15 protein-coding genes, 1 pseudogene and 1 riboswitch are annotated in these 15336 nt (G+C 68.5%); of the genes and pseudogenes, 5 read left to right on the forward strand and 11 right to left on the reverse strand.

The genetic code is table 11. The annotated features are described in order from the left end of the window. A pseudogene (locus ACWEF2_RS28925) lies at positions 1–126 on the forward strand (MerR family DNA-binding transcriptional regulator); the annotation flags it as partial. A 257-nt stretch (positions 127–383) separates the two neighbouring features. Here ACWEF2_RS28925 and ACWEF2_RS28930 read toward each other — a convergent pair. Beyond that, positions 384–1274, reverse strand: coding sequence for a phosphotransferase family protein (locus ACWEF2_RS28930; protein WP_453819485.1), 891 nt, complete (start codon positions 1272–1274; stop codon positions 384–386). Positions 1275–1306: 32 nt separating this feature from the next. Next, the gene (locus tag ACWEF2_RS28935) at positions 1307–1792 is read right to left on the reverse strand and encodes a glycine-rich domain-containing protein (protein ID WP_453819486.1); all 486 of its coding nucleotides are present in this window, start codon (positions 1790–1792) and stop codon (positions 1307–1309) included. A gap of 201 nt (positions 1793–1993) precedes the next feature. Here ACWEF2_RS28935 and ACWEF2_RS28940 point away from each other — a divergent pair, with 201 nt between their 5' ends. Next, on the forward strand, positions 1994–3376 hold the full coding sequence (locus tag ACWEF2_RS28940; protein ID WP_453819487.1) for a helix-turn-helix domain-containing protein: 1383 nt from the start codon (positions 1994–1996) through the stop codon (positions 3374–3376). A 54-nt stretch (positions 3377–3430) separates the two neighbouring features. Here ACWEF2_RS28940 and ACWEF2_RS28945 read toward each other — a convergent pair whose 3' ends face one another. Both ACWEF2_RS28945 and ACWEF2_RS28950 read right to left on the reverse strand, forming a co-directional pair. Further along, positions 3431–3982 carry an NUDIX hydrolase gene (locus ACWEF2_RS28945; RefSeq protein WP_453819488.1) on the reverse strand — a complete coding sequence of 184 codons (552 nt, stop codon included), beginning with the start codon at positions 3980–3982 and terminating at the stop codon, positions 3431–3433. 222 nt (positions 3983–4204) lie between these two features. Then, entirely contained in the window at positions 4205–5404 is a 1200-nt protein-coding gene (locus ACWEF2_RS28950; protein WP_453819489.1) for a cytochrome P450, read from the reverse strand. Positions 5405–5518: 114 nt separating this feature from the next. After that, positions 5519–5634, forward strand: a riboswitch (SAM riboswitch). Positions 5635–5685: 51 nt separating this feature from the next. Here ACWEF2_RS28950 and ACWEF2_RS28955 point away from each other — a divergent pair. From ACWEF2_RS28955 to ACWEF2_RS28965, 3 genes are read left to right on the forward strand one after another with little or no spacing between them, the layout of a single operon-like run. Next, positions 5686–6984, forward strand: coding sequence for an aminotransferase class V-fold PLP-dependent enzyme (locus ACWEF2_RS28955; RefSeq protein WP_453819490.1), 1299 nt, complete (start codon positions 5686–5688; stop codon positions 6982–6984). 18 nt (positions 6985–7002) lie between these two features. After that, positions 7003–8199 (forward strand): NADH-quinone oxidoreductase subunit D, encoded by a 1197-nt coding sequence (locus ACWEF2_RS28960; protein ID WP_453819491.1) that lies wholly within the window; start codon positions 7003–7005, stop codon positions 8197–8199. A 16-nt stretch (positions 8200–8215) separates the two neighbouring features. Continuing rightward, entirely contained in the window at positions 8216–9364 is a 1149-nt protein-coding gene (locus ACWEF2_RS28965; RefSeq protein WP_453819492.1) for an acyltransferase family protein, read from the forward strand. A 48-nt stretch (positions 9365–9412) separates the two neighbouring features. Here ACWEF2_RS28965 and ACWEF2_RS28970 read toward each other — a convergent pair whose 3' ends face one another. The 7 genes from ACWEF2_RS28970 to ftsH all read right to left on the reverse strand — a co-directional run bounded on the left by ACWEF2_RS28970 (position 9413) and on the right by ftsH (position 15060). After that, positions 9413–9862 carry a DUF3180 domain-containing protein gene (locus tag ACWEF2_RS28970; protein WP_453819493.1) on the reverse strand — a complete coding sequence of 150 codons (450 nt, stop codon included), beginning with the start codon at positions 9860–9862 and terminating at the stop codon, positions 9413–9415. Then, complete coding sequence (gene folK / locus ACWEF2_RS28975) at positions 9859–10356, reverse strand: 2-amino-4-hydroxy-6-hydroxymethyldihydropteridine diphosphokinase (RefSeq protein WP_453819494.1); 498 nt, start codon at positions 10354–10356, stop codon at positions 9859–9861. The genes ACWEF2_RS28970 and folK overlap by 4 nt, the downstream gene beginning before the upstream one ends. Beyond that, entirely contained in the window at positions 10353–10715 is a 363-nt protein-coding gene (gene folB, locus ACWEF2_RS28980) for a dihydroneopterin aldolase (RefSeq protein WP_453819495.1), read from the reverse strand. The genes folK and folB overlap by 4 nt, the downstream gene beginning before the upstream one ends. After that, positions 10712–11149, reverse strand: coding sequence for a nuclear transport factor 2 family protein (locus ACWEF2_RS28985; RefSeq protein ID WP_355599919.1), 438 nt, complete (start codon positions 11147–11149; stop codon positions 10712–10714). The genes folB and ACWEF2_RS28985 overlap by 4 nt, the downstream gene beginning before the upstream one ends. Next, positions 11146–11997 carry a dihydropteroate synthase gene (folP, locus tag ACWEF2_RS28990; protein ID WP_453819496.1) on the reverse strand — a complete coding sequence of 284 codons (852 nt, stop codon included), beginning with the start codon at positions 11995–11997 and terminating at the stop codon, positions 11146–11148. Before folP ends, ACWEF2_RS28985 begins: the two co-directional genes overlap by 4 nt. A gap of 508 nt (positions 11998–12505) precedes the next feature. After that, entirely contained in the window at positions 12506–13087 is a 582-nt protein-coding gene (gene folE, locus ACWEF2_RS28995; RefSeq protein WP_453819497.1) for a GTP cyclohydrolase I FolE, read from the reverse strand. Between the two features lie 2 nt (positions 13088–13089). Continuing rightward, complete coding sequence (gene ftsH / locus ACWEF2_RS29000; RefSeq protein ID WP_453819498.1) at positions 13090–15060, reverse strand: ATP-dependent zinc metalloprotease FtsH; 1971 nt, start codon at positions 15058–15060, stop codon at positions 13090–13092. Between the last annotated feature and the right edge of the window lie 276 nt (positions 15061–15336).

Consider the following 15336-nt stretch of genomic DNA (forward strand, 5'->3'; position numbering starts at 1 on the left):
ACCGTCACCCGCTGGGCGAAGGCAGGAAGACTCACCAGCATCCGCACCCTCGGCGGACACCGCCGCTACCGCCAAGCAGAAGTCCTCGCACTCCTAGCGGACAGCACCCGGAAACGCGACGAATAACGACAAACCGCCTCCCGGGGCGGCTCCCCTTCCCCAATCACCGCCGCGCCGTCCCACTCACACGGACTCCGGCATTGAAGAATGACCTGACCGGACCCGTGCGTGACGCGGGCGGCCGGAGTCGTTACCCGACCCGCCCGCGTCCTCCCCTCATCAACCTCGCCAACGTTCACGGCATGGTGCTCTTGGTAGACCTCAGTACAATCCGGGACGTCCCAGACGGCGTTCGTGCAGCCATTCCTGCCAACCGGCACTCGTCAACCGAGCCTGTACTCCACCCACGCCCTCCCTGCCGCTGCTGTGCGGGCTCGTAGCCTCCGATGATGAAGAGGACCGGTGCGCGCCATGTGTGCGGCGAACAGGGCGTGGACGGCGGCCCACGCGGTGACGGCATCGGCGGGAACCCCCTGCCAAGCAGGCATCTGACGAACGACGTCTTCTGCTTGGCCGGGAGTGTGACCGGCGGCGATGAGGCGCGGCATCAACAGGGCGATATCCACCCACGCCGCTCCCCGGCAAGCCAGTGACCAGTCGATGAAGTACACCCAGCTGCCATCGATGAGAAAGTTTCCCTCGTGCGGATCACCGTGCAACAGCGTCGGCCCCCGCAACGTGTTCACGCTCCACCCCTGAGCGATCGCCGTCGCGAACCGCGCGGCGGGAAATCCCGGGGAAGGGTCGGCCAGGAAGGCATCCGCAGCACGAAGCAGCCCCTCCGCCTTGGCTGTGACCTCAGGAGCCCGATGCCACGGGCACGGGGTCAGCAGCTTCGGCAACCGGTCCAGGGCGGTCAGGACCTGCGCCAGTTCCGCGGAACTGGGAGAAAGGTCCGCGGTGCGGGCTTGTGGCAACCACTCAAACAGCATCACGATCCACCCGGCCGGGTTCCCGCTCCAGATCATTCGCGGAGCGGGAACCCCATCAGGCAGGAACCGGTTGGCCGCCCGCTCACGCACGTAGTGATGGGCCATCGGCGCGCCGACGGGAGCGGCTTTGATGAGATAGCCACCGCGCTCGGTGTCCAGACGGCAGGCAACCCCGCGGGTCAATCCCGGCGCGGCCGAGGTGACCCGGAGCGGCACCCCGCACAGAGCGACTGCGATATCGCGCACCTGCGCGGGCAGGTCATCCCACGAGAGCCTGGTCACCCGCTCACTCTAGGCCGCCCCCTACGGGAGAATCAGCGCTTCTCAGGGCTGTTGTAGCAGCCCGCGTGGCACTGATGGCACTTGCTGGTGCAGTCGGCCGGCCGCGGCCACAGTGCCTTGGCGACGGGCAGGCCGAGCTCCCGCATCACCGTCGTCGTCTGGTCGACGGCCGCCGTGTCGTCTGCGGGCCGCGCGGGCTCGGTGGTCTCGTCGTCGGGAGTGTGATGGATGAAGCGACCCGCGACACGCGTACAGAAGAGGGCGTACTCACGGGTGTAGACGATGAAGGCGTGCCAGCCCAGATCCACCTGCGGGGAGGGCGCCAGCCGCATCCAGGGACGCAATGCGCAGGCCAGCAGGAACGCCAGCGTCTGCTCCATGATCTGCTCGGCTTCCTCAACGCCGATGTGGTGGTCGTGGACGACGCGCAAGACCAGCCGGTCGAACAGACCGGTGTCGATCAGCGTCCGCGGGTGAACCAGGTCGCCTCGGGTGGGGAACTCGGTGGTCGCGGTCATTTTCTGCTCCGATCCGTGAAAGGGGATGCGTACCTTTCACGACACCTCAGCAGCGTGCGTCAATACAGCGCTTTTGCACATCTCGCAAGATCGTTTGCAGAGTACACAAAAACCTCTTCGGTAAGGAGGTTGTCACGCACGGCAACCGAATCGGTGGACGCATCCGATCTAGGATGAAGTCCCTGTCGAATTGGTGACCTCATGCAGGACATCCACGGCCTGACCGCGCAGGCGCAGATACACCAGGCGGTCGTCTTGGGCCATTACGGTCGTGTCGTACGACTCGTCCGCTTGGCCAGTGGGCTCACCCAAGAGCAACTGGGCGCACGAATCGGATATTCCGGACCGACGATCTCTCGGCTGGAGCGCGGACGCCAGGCCCTGCACGACATCGGCACGATGCGCCTGCTCGCCAGGGAACTGCACATTCCACCTCGTTGGCTGGGGTTGGCGGAAGATACCACTCAAACAGCCGACCCCCCGCTTTCTCCCTTTCCCCCGCACGGGCGGGATAGTGTTGATCCCGCCCGTGCGGGGGAGGACGAGACCGTGAAGCGACGCCGATTCATCACAGGTCTCACAGGTCTCAGCGGGGCGGCGTTCCTGAGTACGGCGACTGAGTCGGCCAATGCCCTCACCATGACCGGCCGCCTGGAACAACTTCTCACCACCAGCACCGCCGGGACCGCCGGTGCTCCCGTGAGCGTCGATCAACTTGCTCACTCCGTCGCAGCCGCGCAGGACGCCTTTGGAACCGCCCAGTACGGCGAACTGTCGGCAACCCTGCCCGGTCTGATCACCACCGCCATCGCCACCGCCGGCCAGGCCACCGGCACCGTAGGCGACCAGGCGCATCTTCTGCTGACCGACGCCTACCTCTTGGCTGCCGAGTTGGCCACCAAGCTCAACCAGGACGGCATGGCCTGGGTGATGTCCGATCGAGCCCTGACCGCCGCCCATGTCTGCGGCGACCCGATCGTGATCGCAGCGGCCAGTCGCCAAGTCGCGATCGCCATGCGCCGCCAAGGCCACCACACCGGCGCGACCGACCTGCTGGTCCGGGCCGCCTTGAGCCTGGAGGTGGGAACCAAGACCCCCGTTTCCCCGGCATTGAGCATCTACACCGCCCTGCTGTGTACCGCCGCCTACGCCTGTGCTCAAAACGGCCGACGCCCCCAGGCAATCGAGCTGATCGAAGAAGCCGAGACTGCGGCGGCGCACCTTCCCCAGAGCCGACCTGGCCGCGCGCATACACCGACACCGGCCAACGTCGCCGTCTACCGGATCGGCATCCATACCGCACTCGGCGAACCTGGTCTCGCTCTCGACCATGCCCGCACCATCAATTCCCGTCTGCTGCCCAGCCCGGAGCGATACGCGCGCTATTGCATCGACACCGCCCGCGCATGGGAGGCTTTCGGCCGACCTGACCGCGCGGTGAGCGCACTCCTGGCCGCTGAGCGAGCAGCCCCTCAAGAAACGTGCCGCCCCTCGGTGACCACGTTCATCTCCGGCATGCTCTATGCCCCCGGCCCTCTTCCGGCAGAGCTCCATGCCCTGGCCTGCCGTACCGGCGCATCCTGAAGTGCGGCACAGCCGCAGAGGTTGATCGCCCCCTGGGAGTGGCCGAACGATCAATTACTTGAGTTCCTCGTGAGAGAGGTCAGGAAGATGCCAGGAAAGGATGACCGGCTCGTGGGGGAGGTCGCCGGCAAGCAGGCGTTCCATCAACGGGGCCAAGCCGATAGGAATGACTGATTCGTCGGTTTCCTTGAGCGCGGTCAGTGTCCACCAGTGGAAGCGGTCGGTCAGCGCCCGTTCTTCGTCGTCCATACCTGAGGTGTCGACCTCCAGTTCTCCAACGCGGAGAAAGAAGAAAGAGTCGGTCGCGAAGAACACCCGGCCTTCGGCGGTCGACCAGTAGCCCGAACTGACCGCCACGGGGAAGCCGAACTCATGGGGCTCGGCCGAGTGCCCGATCTCCTCGCGAAGTTCACGGGCCGCGGCTTGATTCAGAGTTTCACCGTCATTGACACCACCACCGGGGGTCAGCCAGGCATAGGAGGGACTCTCGGTCTGGATCAGCACCGCGCGGTGAAGCAGGAGCCTGTCCTGGTCGTCGACCAGCAGAGTGCGAGCGGTCGGGCGGAAAGTCACCTCGGGCATAAAGATGATCATAGGTATCGCCATGGCGAACCACCATCGCCCTCTTCCCGGCATGGTGGCACCGGCACTTCACCGGCTGCCGGAGGGGAGACCGTTCGAGCGAGGGATCACCAAGGCGTCGGCCCAGAGTCGGCCAACCTCTCCCTGGACCCACATCACAACAAATGCCACTCTTTTTGATCAACTATGCGAAAACTGTCATCAGGCCGACCTCGTCGGTGTGTCCCATCCCCTTGCCCGTTCCGATCAGACACGGACCTCAAGGGCGGTCAGGCCGCGGATGACGTAGCCGGGGCCCCAGGCGGGTTCGGTGGCGAGTTCGAGTTTGGGGGCCTTGCGGAGCAGGGCGCCGAAGGACTCCATCAGCTCGACCCTAGCCAGCGGAGCGCCCAGGCAGAAGTGGATGCCGGCGCCGAAGGAGATGTGAGGGTTGTCGACCCGGCCGACGTCCAGGCGGTCGGGGTCGGCGAACACCTCGGGGTCGCGGTTGGCCGATCCGAAGAGCAGTGCCACCTCGGTGCCCCGGGGGATGTCGACGCCGCCCACCGAGATGTCCTCCAGAACCCAGCGCTCGAACATCTGCAGCGGGGTGTCCCAGCGCATCAGCTCCTCGATCGCGGTGGGCAGCAGGCCGTGGTCGGCGCGGAGCCGTTCCAGCTCGGCGGGGTTGCGGAAGAGCGACCACCAGCCGTTGCCGGTGACGTTGACGGTGGCCTCGTGCCCGGCGTTCAGCAGCAGCACGCAGGTGCCGACCAGCTCCTCCTCGGTGAGCTTGTCGCCCTCGTCGGCGACCAGGGCCAGCGCGCTGATCAGGTCGTCGCCGGGGTCGGTCCTGCGGGCGCGCGCCAGGCCGAGAAGGTAGTCCGAGAACTCCTCGGCGGCGCGTACGGCGGTGTGCTGGGCCTCGATGGAGGGCTTGAGCTCGTACATCCCGCAGATATCGGCCGACCAGGGCCGGAGCAGGTGCCGGTCGGCCTCGGGCACGCCGAGCATCTCGGCGATCACCGTCACCGGGAGCGGCTCGGCCACCTCGGCGATGAGGTTCCCTCCGCCGCGCTCGACGAACGCGTCCACGAGCTCCCCGGCGATCTGGGCGACCTTGGGGCGGAGCGCCTCGACCATGCGCGGCGTGAACGCCTTGGAGACCAGGCGCCGGAGCCGGGTGTGGACCGGCGGCTCGACGTCCAGCATCCCGGCCCTGACCACCCGCCAGAACGGATCCTGGAACTCGGGGTCGTCCGGGTTGCCGAACTCGGCGTGGGTGGCCACGTGCAGGTAGGAGCGGCCGAGCCTGCGGTCGCGGAGCAGCGCGTTGACGTCGGCGTGCCGGGCGACCAGCCACTGACCGGTCGGCTCGAAGAAGCTGACCGGCCGCTGCCGCCTCAGCTCCGTGTAGACGTCGTAGGGGTGGGCGACGAATTCCGGATTCCAAGGATCAAAGTGCACACAAGCATGGTAATAGCGCTTACACCGTCAATGACCCTGATCACGGATTCAGGCTGCTCCGCCTCCTGTCGACTTGCGGAGTCCTGGCGGGGGTCGGTTATAGTTCCCCCCGTAGGTCATGAGTGCCAGTGACAAGCCCCGGCTCGCTGGCCGGCAACCCTCGCGTCCGCGGCGGGGTGCCCCGGGTGAGGACCTGGTCCGGCGCGGAGCGTGCCGGGCAAGCGCGGGCTCCACGCACCAACGCCACGGTTGGGGTCCGATGACCTCGAAGGAGAGTTGGCGTGTCCACACTGACGATCTTCACCCCCGCCGTTCCCGCCGCCGTGACCGTCCCGGCGAGCCGCGCCTCGCAAGACCGTCGGATCCCCGCCGTGCTCGGCTCGGACCTGGAGGTCCCGATCAAGGGCGGCAGGCTGATCCCGTACGCCAACCTCGACTACGCCGCCAGCGCCCCCTGTCTGGAGCCGGTGAGCGCCGCCGTCGCCGCCGCGCTCCCGGCCTACTCCAGCGTCCACCGCGGCGCGGGATACGCCTCGCAGCTGACCACCGCCCGCTACGAGCAGGCCAGGCACACGGTCCGCGCCTTCACCGGGTCCCGCCCCGACGACGCGGTGATCTTCACCCGGAACACCACCGACGCCACCAACCTGCTGGCCCGCAGCCTGCCCGAGGGGACCACCGTCGTGGTCTTCGACACCGAGCACCACGCCTCGCTCCTGCCGTGGGCCAACGCGGTACGGCTCGCGATCCCCGCCTTCCCCGGCGAGGCCGTCCGCGCCGCGGACGAGGCCCTGGCCGAGATCGACGGCCCCAAGCTGCTGGTGGTGACCGCCGCCTCCAACGTCACCGGCGAGCTGTGGCCGATCGCCGCCCTGGCCCACATCGCCCACCGCCACGGCGCCCGCGTCCTCGTCGACGCCGCCCAGCTCGTCCCGCACCGCCGTCTCAACCTGACCGCGCTCGGCCTGGACTACGTGGTCTTCTCCGGTCACAAGCTCTACGCCCCGTTCGGGGCCGGGGCGCTGATCGGCCGCGCCGACTGGCTGTCGCGGGCCGAGCCGTACCTGAAGGGTGGCGGCGCGGTGCGGGCGGTGAACGACGACGGCGTCCACTGGCACGAGGACCCCGAGGCCCGTCACGAGGCCGGTACGCCGAATGTGCTCGGCGCGATCGCGCTGGCCGCCGCCTGCGACGCGCTGACCTCGACCGGCTGGTCCGTGCTGGTGGACGAGGAGGAGCGCCTTCTCGGCCAGCTGCGCGCCGGTCTCGCCGGGATCGAGGGGGTTCACGAGCTCTCGCTCTGGGGGCCGGACCACGCGCGCGTCGGCATCGTCTCCTTCGTGGTGGACGGCTTCACCGCCCGTGAGGTCGCCGAGGCCCTGTCCGGCGAGTACGGCATCGGCGTCCGCGACGGCAAGTTCTGCGCCCACCCCTTCGTCCGCCACCTGCTGGGCACGGGGAACGGCGGCTGCGAGGACGCCGCCGCCTCGGCCGTCCGGGCCTCCATCGGCATCGGCACCACCTCCGAGCACGTCGACCGTCTGATCACGGCTCTGTGGGATCTCGTCTCGCGTGTCTGACGTGGCAGCATGGGGCTTATGACTGAGCCTCGTGTCCAGGGCGCGCCCCGGGAAGTGAACGTGGGGATCGGGGCCGGAGCGGACGCCGTGGCGGGCACACGCGGCAAGGAGCTCGCGACCGAGGACATGATCCTCAACATCGGGCCGCAGCACCCGTCCACCCACGGGGTGCTGCGGTTGCGGCTCACCCTGGACGGGGAGCGGATCGCCTCGGCCGAGCCGATCGTGGGCTACATGCACCGCGGCGCGGAGAAGCTGTTCGAGGTCCGCGACTACCGGCAGATCATCGTGCTGGCCAACCGGCACGACTGGCTGTCGGCGTTCGCCAACGAGCTGGGCGTGGTGCTCGCGGTGGAGCGGATGCTCGGCATGGAGGTGCCGGTCAGGGCGGTCTGGACGCGCACGCTGCTGGCCGAGCTGAACCGGGTGCTCAGCCACCTGATGTTCCTCGGCTCCTATCCGCTGGAGCTCGGCGCGATCACACCCGTCTTCTACGCGTTCCGGGAGCGCGAGACCCTCCAGGCGGTGATGGAGGAGATCTCCGGCGGGCGGATGCACTACATGTTCAACCGGGTCGGCGGCCTCAAGGAGGACATGCCGCTGGGATGGCTGGGACGGGTCTCCCGCGCCGTGGCGGACGTGCGGCGGCGGCTGCCCGACATCGAGCGCCTGATCGCCGGCAACGAGATCTTCCTTGCTCGCACGGTCGGGGTGGGGGTGCTGGACCGTGAGACGATCATGCAGTACGGCGTGAGCGGCCCGATCGCCCGCGCCGCCGGGGTCGACCTCGACCTGCGCAGGGACGACCCCTACCTGGCCTACGGCGAGCTGCCGGTCCGGGTCGTCACCCGGTCGGCCGGAGACTGCAACGCCCGGTTCGAGGTGCTGCTGGAGCAGGTCAAGGTCTCCCTGGACCTGGCCGACGCCTGCCTGGAACGGCTCCGCGAGCTGCCCCGGGGGCCCATCAACCAGCGCCTCCCCAAGGTGCTGAAGGTTCCCGAGGGCCACACCTACGCCTGGACCGAGAACCCCCTGGGCGTCAACGGCTACTATCTGGTCTCCCGCGGCGAGAAAACCCCGTGGCGGCTGAAACTCCGCTCGGCGTCCTACAACAACGTCCAGGTGCTCCGCGAGATGTTGCCGGGCAACCTGATCTCCGACATGGTGGCCATTCTCGGTTCGATGTTCTTCGTCGTGGGCGACATCGACAAGTGACCCACCGGAGGGCAGCATGATCGAGCACGGCGCGGAGACGGTGCCCCGCGCGGGGGACGGGCGGCGGGACAGGTACGTCGACTGGCTCCGCGCGATCAGCCTGACCGTGGTGGTGCTCTGGCACTGGGCGTTCACGATCCTGCGCTGGGGGACGGACGGCCCCTCGCCGACGAGCCCGCTGGGCTTCACCTCGGGGCTGTGGATCCTCACCTGGCTGTTCCAGGTGCTGCCGATCTTCTTCTACGTGGGCGGGTACGTCCACCTGCTCTCGTGGAACCGGGCCTGTGAGCGCGGGATCGGCATCGGGAGCTTCGTGTGGCGGCGCATCCGGAGCCTGTCGATCCCGACGCTGGCGCTGGCCGGGGCGTGGATCGCGGTGGGCGGGATCGTCCGATGGGTGTTCGAGATCGACTGGATCGACCGGGTCGTGCTGCTCGTGCTCAGCCCGCTCTGGTTCATCGGCGTCTACCTCATGCTGATCGCCCTGCTCCCCGTCATGCTCTGGCTGCACCGGCGCTTCGACGTGCTGGTCCTCATCTGGCTCGGCGGCGCGGCCCTGGCCGTCGACGTGCTGCGGCTGCGGTACGGCTACGAGGCCGCCGGCTGGCTCAACATGGTGCTGGTCTGGGGGCTGGCGCACCAGGCGGGGTTCTTCTACGAGCGGATGGTGGCGCTGCCCCGCCGACTGGACGTCGCCACCCTGTGGACCGGGCTGTTCGCGCTCTTCGGCCTGGTCTACTCGGGGATCTACCCGGGCTCGATGGTGGGGGTGCCCGGCGACAAGCTGTCCAACATGGCACCGCCGACCTTCGTCATCGTGGCACTGCTGATCTTCCAGATCGGCCTGGTGGAGGTGGTGCGGCCGTTCATGGAGCGCCTGCTGGAGCGTTCCGGGTGGCAGCGGGCCAACGAGACGATCAACAGGTTCGCGCTGCCGCTGTTCCTGTTCCACACCACCGGCATGGCGGTCTGGGTGGGACTGGCCTGGCTGGTGTCCGGCGGCCCGCCGGGCGCGCGGATCCCGCCCGACCTGTTCTGGTGGCTGGAGCGCCCGCTGGCCGTCGTGGGACCGCTGCTCTGCACCCTGCCGTTCCTGCTGGTCTTCGGCCGGAGACGGGTGCTCACCGGAAACGGGTTCGGGAACGGGTCCGGAAACGCCCTCTGACCGGACGCCCCGGCGGACGGGCGCGCCACCCCTCGGCGGACCGAGGGGTCAGCGGTCCTCCTCGGAGTCCTTGGGCACCTTGCAGCAGTACTCCAGGTAGACGGCCGCGCAGATCAGGATCACGCAGGCGATGAAGGACCCGCCGGCGATCAGGAAGTCCCGGCGGGGCACGCCCCGCTCCAGCAGGTCGGCGGTGTAGAGGGTGAACCCGGCGAAGATCCCCGCGAAGATCGCCCCCGCGTACGCGGAGGCCTTGGCCAGGGCCACGAGACGGGCCACGGCCAGCGGCTCGACCGGCTTGGTGTCGGGCCTGCGCTCGATCCTCGCCTTCGTCATCCACCCGCTGTACACCTCGCCGAGCGCGAGCAGGAACACCGTCGGGATCGCGGTCCACGGTACGGCGGGCAACGACGAGTAGAGCGGGTTCAGCAGCCCCCAGGTGAGGACCGCGAACACCGCGAAGAGGCCGACGAGCACGCCGGGACGGCTCGGCCTCACTCGGGGCTCTGCAGGGTCAGGTCGGGGCGGAGCCGTACGTACTCCTGGTCCAGGCCGGAGAGCAGGTCGGCGACCGGCCGCCCGCCCAGGACGGCGTCCGGGTCGGCCCGCACCCACGGCACCAGCACGAACGCGCGCTCGTGCGCCCTGGGGTGCGGCAGTGTCAGCTCGGGGTCGTCCGAGACGACGTTTCCCACACTGATCAGATCGACGTCCAGGGTGCGCGCTCCCCAGCGCTCCACCCGGACCCGGCCGAAGGCGTTCTCCACACTCTGAGCACGATCGAGGAGCATCCTGGGTTCCAGGTCGCTGCGCGCGATCACCACCACGTTGAGATAGGCCCCCTGATCCGGACCGCCGACCGGGTCGGTCTCGTAGACCGGGGAGACCGCGACGAACTCCAGCTCCCGGCTGTCGAAGAGCGAGTCGAGCGCGCCCTGGAGCGTGTCGAACCGGTCGCCCAGGTTGCTGCCGAGCGCCAGCACAACCTTCATGCCCGGCTCCGGGTGATCGTCACGATCACGTCGTCGAACGGCAGCGGGATGGGCGCGGCCGGTTTGTGCACGCTCACCTCCGCCGACAGCACCGGCTCGGGGGCGAGACAGACGTCCGCCAAGCGCTGGGCCAGCGTCTCGATCAGGTCGACCGGTTCGCCTTCGACGACCTTCACCAGGTCCTGGGCGAGCTGCCCGTAGTCCACGGTCCTGGCCAGATCGTCCTCGGCCGCCGCGGGGGCGGTGTCGAGGAAGAGCGTGACGTCGACGACGAACTCCTGGCCGAGCTCCCGCTCCGCGGCCAGCACTCCGTGCCGTCCCCGTGCCCGCAGGCCCCTCACGCTGATCCGATCCGTCACGCGGCTTCCTCCTCCTCGTCGTCGTCGCCCTGCAGCACAGGTGAACCGTGATGTAACCAGAGCCGCCATCCCTCCGCCGCCCTGACGAAGGTGTTGCTCGCCACCACCTTGCCCGCGGCGAAACTGGAGTCCCCCTCGTCGCCCGCGGTGAGAATGTTCTCCTCACAGGTGAGGACGGCGACGTCGCCCAGGACCATGACACGGACGTCGGTCAGCACAAACTGGATGTAGGGGGTGTTGGCCATGATGAGGGCCCAGGAGCGCAGCACCTCCTGACGGCCGTTCACGATCGGCCACCCCGGGTGCACGCAGCTGACCTGCTCGCCGTCGATGTCCTCGGCCCAGATCTCCGTCATCCGGTCGAGGTCGGCGTTCTCGATCGCGGTGTAGAACGCCTGGTTGACCGTCTCGACGGCGGTGGTGTCGACGCTCATGATCTCGCTCTCTGGACTGCTGCGGCCACGCGGACGGCGTCCGCGTTCGGGCGTACGTCGTGTACTCGCACGCACCACGCCCCCGCCGCCGCGGCAAGGGCGGTCACGGCGAGCGTGGCGTCGTCACTGCGGCCGAAGGGGCGCGGAGTGCCGTCCGGATCGGCCAGCAGGCGCCCCAGGAAACGCTTCCGCGAGGCCCCGATGATCAGCGGGTAGCCCAGCTCGGCGAGCTGGTCGACGCCCGCGAGCAGGGCCCAGTTGTGTTCGGGGTTCTTGGAGAAGCCCAGGCCGGGGTCAAGCACGATCTGGTCCTCGGCGACCCCCTCGGCCAGGACGGAGGCGACCCGCTTGGACAGCTCCTCCCGCACCTCGGTGAGGACGTCACCGTAGACCGCCCGGCTGTCCATCGCGTGGCTGTGGCCCCGCCAGTGCATCACCACGTACGGCACCCCGGACGCGGCCACCACCCGCGGCATCGCCGGATCCGCCAGGCCGCCGCTGACGTCGTTGACCAGCTTCGCGCCGGCCTCCACGGCCGCCTGGGCGACCTCGGCCCGCATCGTGTCGACGCTGACCGTGACACCGTGGCGGCTCAGCTCCCGGATGACCGGCTCGACCCTGGCCAGCTCCTCCTCCAGCGACACCCGGGCCGCACCCGGCCTGGTGGACTCCCCACCCACGTCGACGAGGTCGGCCCCCTGTTCGACCAGGTCCAGGCCGTGCCGTACGGCCGTCGCCGGATCGAACCACCGCCCACCGTCGGAGAAGGAGTCGGGGGTGACGTTGACCACGCCCATCACCAGGCATCGGCCCTCATCGGGCATCCCCGGCACCCTCCACGTAGTCATGCGGACAAGCCTAGGCGTTGTCCGCTCTTCGCCCATATCGCGGGTCCGGCTTGTGGCATAACGAATCACCCCGTCCGCCGCGAGATGGTCGGCCGTCGCTCGACGGACCGCTCAGGGGGCCTGCCGGCCATGCGTTTCCTCCACCCAGATCCTGGCGCTCCAGCGGACTCGGCCGTGGCCCCGCCGTACCCCCGCCACCCTCGATCGGGCTTGCCCGGCGGGGCTCCGCGGCCGGGACCGGCTGGTCACGAAGCATCCGGATCGGGGGCTCGGAGCATGCCGGACCTTGGCAAGTGTGGCGATATTAGCCCGAGCACGGGGAGAGCGGAGGGCTTTCGAACCGGGCCATAAGGCAGAAACCTTGTTCAGGCCGCCGTGACGGTCCGAACAAGGCGCTGCGGACGGCTTCGGAGAAGCCGGGATGTTGTACGTTCAAGGGCTCCGGCCCGAGAGTCCCGGCCCCGGCCCCGGCCGTGAGGCTCAGGGCTCAGGGCTCAGGGCTCAGGGCTCAGCGAAGGATGAGGGCCATCGCCTCGGCCCGGGTCTTGTCGCTGTCACGGAAGTCGCCGCGCACCGCCGAGGTGATGGTCTTGGCGCCGGGCTTGCGGACACCGCGCATGGTCATGCAGAGGTGCTCGCACTCGATCACCACGATGACCCCCCGGGGCTCCAGCACCCTCATGAGCGCGTCGGCGATCTGGGAGGTCATCCGCTCCTGCACCTGGGGGCGCCGGGCGTACACGTCGACGAGGCGGGCGAGCTTGGAGAGCCCGGTCACCTGTCCCTTCTCGTTCGGGATGTAGCCGACGTGGGCGACGCCGTGGAAGGGAACCAGGTGGTGCTCGCAGGTCGAGTAGACCTCGATGTCCCTGACGAGCACCATCTCGTCGTGATCCACGTCGAAGACCGTGGTCAGCACGTCCTCAGGTGTCTGCCCCAGCCCGGCGAACTGCTCGGCGTAGGCGCGGGCGACACGCGCCGGGGTCTCCTGAAGGCCGTCCCGGTCGGGATCCTCACCGATCGCGATGAGGATCTCACGAACGGCCTTCTCCAGCCGGTCGGAGTCGACCTGGAGGAGCTTGACACTCACGCTTAATTACCGTCCCTGGGCACGGAGTCGGTGTGGCCGGCCCCCGCGGGGAGCGCCCCGTTGCCGGACTGCTCCTTCGGGGTCAGGATCGGCGGGCGGTCCGAGGGGAGCCGCTTGCCGTAGCCGGAGTAGGAGGGGCGCTTCTCCCTGACCACGACCGGAGCGAAGATCTCCACCACCTGCTGGCGGGAGAGGGTCTCCTTCTCCATGAGTTCGAGCACCAGGTTGTCGAGCACGTCGCGGTATTCGACGAGGATCTCCCAGGCCTGGTCGTGGCCCGCCTCGATGAGGCGGCGCACCTCCTCGTCGATCGTGGAGGCGATCTTCTCGGAGTAGTCGCGCTCGTGGCCCATCTCCCGGCCGAGGAAGACCTCGGCGTTGCCCGAACCGAACTTGCGGGCGCCGAGCTGCTCGCTCATGCCGTACTCGGTGACCATGCGGCGCGCTATGGAGGTGGCCTTCTCGATGTCGTTGGCGGCACCGGTGGTGGGCTCGTGGAAGACGAGTTCCTCCGCCGTACGGCCGCCGAGCAGCATCGCGAGCTGGTCCATCATCTCCGAGCGCGTCGCGAGGAACTTGTCCTCCATCGGCAGCGTCATCGTGTAACCGAGGGCGCGGCCACGGGACAGAATCGTGATCTTGTGAACCGGGTCGGAGTTGGGCAGCGCGTGCGCGACCAGGGCGTGACCGCCCTCGTGGTACGCGATGATCTTCTTTTCCTGGTCCGACATGACACGGGTCTTGCGCTCCGGACCGGCCATCACGCGGTCGATGGACTCCTCAAGCATCTCCATCGTGATCAGCTTCTGGTCGGCGCGCGCGGTGAGCAGCGCGGCCTCGTTGATCACGTTGGCCAGGTCGGCGCCGGTGAAACCGGGCGTCCGGCGGGCGATGACGTCGAGCTCCACCCCTTCGGCGAACGGCTTGCCCCTGCCGTGCACCCGCAGGATGCCCTTGCGGCCCTCCAGGTCGGGACGGTCGACGGTGACCTGGCGGTCGAAACGGCCGGGACGGAGCAGGGCCGGGTCCAGGATGTCGGGCCGGTTGGTCGCGGCGATCAGGATCACGCCGCCCTTGACGTCGAAGCCGTCCATCTCGACGAGAAGCTGGTTCAGCGTCTGCTCGCGCTCGTCGTGACCACCGCCGAGACCGGCGCCGCGGTGGCGGCCCACCGCGTCGATCTCGTCGATGAAGATGATCGCCGGAGCGTTCGCCTTGGCCTGCTCGAACAGGTCGCGGACTCGCGAGGCGCCGACACCGACGAACATCTCGACGAAGTCGGAGCCGGAGATGGAGTAGAACGGCACACCGGCCTCACCGGCGACGGCCCTGGCGAGCAGGGTCTTGCCGGTTCCCGGCGGGCCGTACAGCAGAACGCCCTTGGGGATCTTCGCGCCGATCGCCTGGAACTTGGCCGGGGCCTGGAGGAACTCCTTGATCTCCTGGAGCTCCTCGATGGCCTCGTCGGCACCCGCGACGTCGGCGAAGGTGGTCTTGGGGGTGTCCTTGGTGATGAGCTTGGCCTTCGACTTGCCGAAGTTCATCACCCGGGAGCCGCCGCCCTGCATCTGGTTCATGATGAACAGGAAGAGCAGCACGATGATGACGATGGGCAGGAAGCTCACCAGGAGGCCGAGGAGGAAGTTCTCCTTCGGCACGTCGACGGTGTAGCCACCTGCGAGCTTGCCGTTCTTCGCGGCGGTTTCGAGCCGGTCTGCGAGCTGGACGCCCTGGCCGGTCACCCACGAGGAGTAGTAGCGCTGCTTGTCGGTCAGAGTGACCTCGATGCGCTGGTCCTTGTCGATGATCTTCGCGTTGGAGACCTTGCCCTCGTCGATCCAACTAACGATCTTGGAGGTGTCTGCCTTCGTGTAGTTGCCGTCGCCGCCCCACATCGTGGTGACGAGCAGGAGCAGCACGACGATGCCCAGGATCCACAGCAGTGGCCCACGTGTAAATCGCTTGAGATCCATCCGATGCGGAACCCCGGCGGGCCCGTCCCTTCCTGACCATGGCCTGGCAACCCCGGGCGGACCCGGGGTTCGCGGTATCCCTAACCGCTCCAACTGACTACCGAGGGATGACGCGGGGGGCCATCTCCTCGGTTGTCCGAAGGTACACCGGCGCGCCGCGCAGAGTAACTGCCCGGACAGTACCGGCTTTGCCCTACCAACGTACGTCAGGTGGGCGCGTGTTCCCCTCCGCTATGACCAATGTCGTGTTCGCGGAGAGCCCGCTTCGCCCAGGGC

It is taken from the genome of Streptosporangium sp. NPDC004631, from assembly GCF_053601935.1.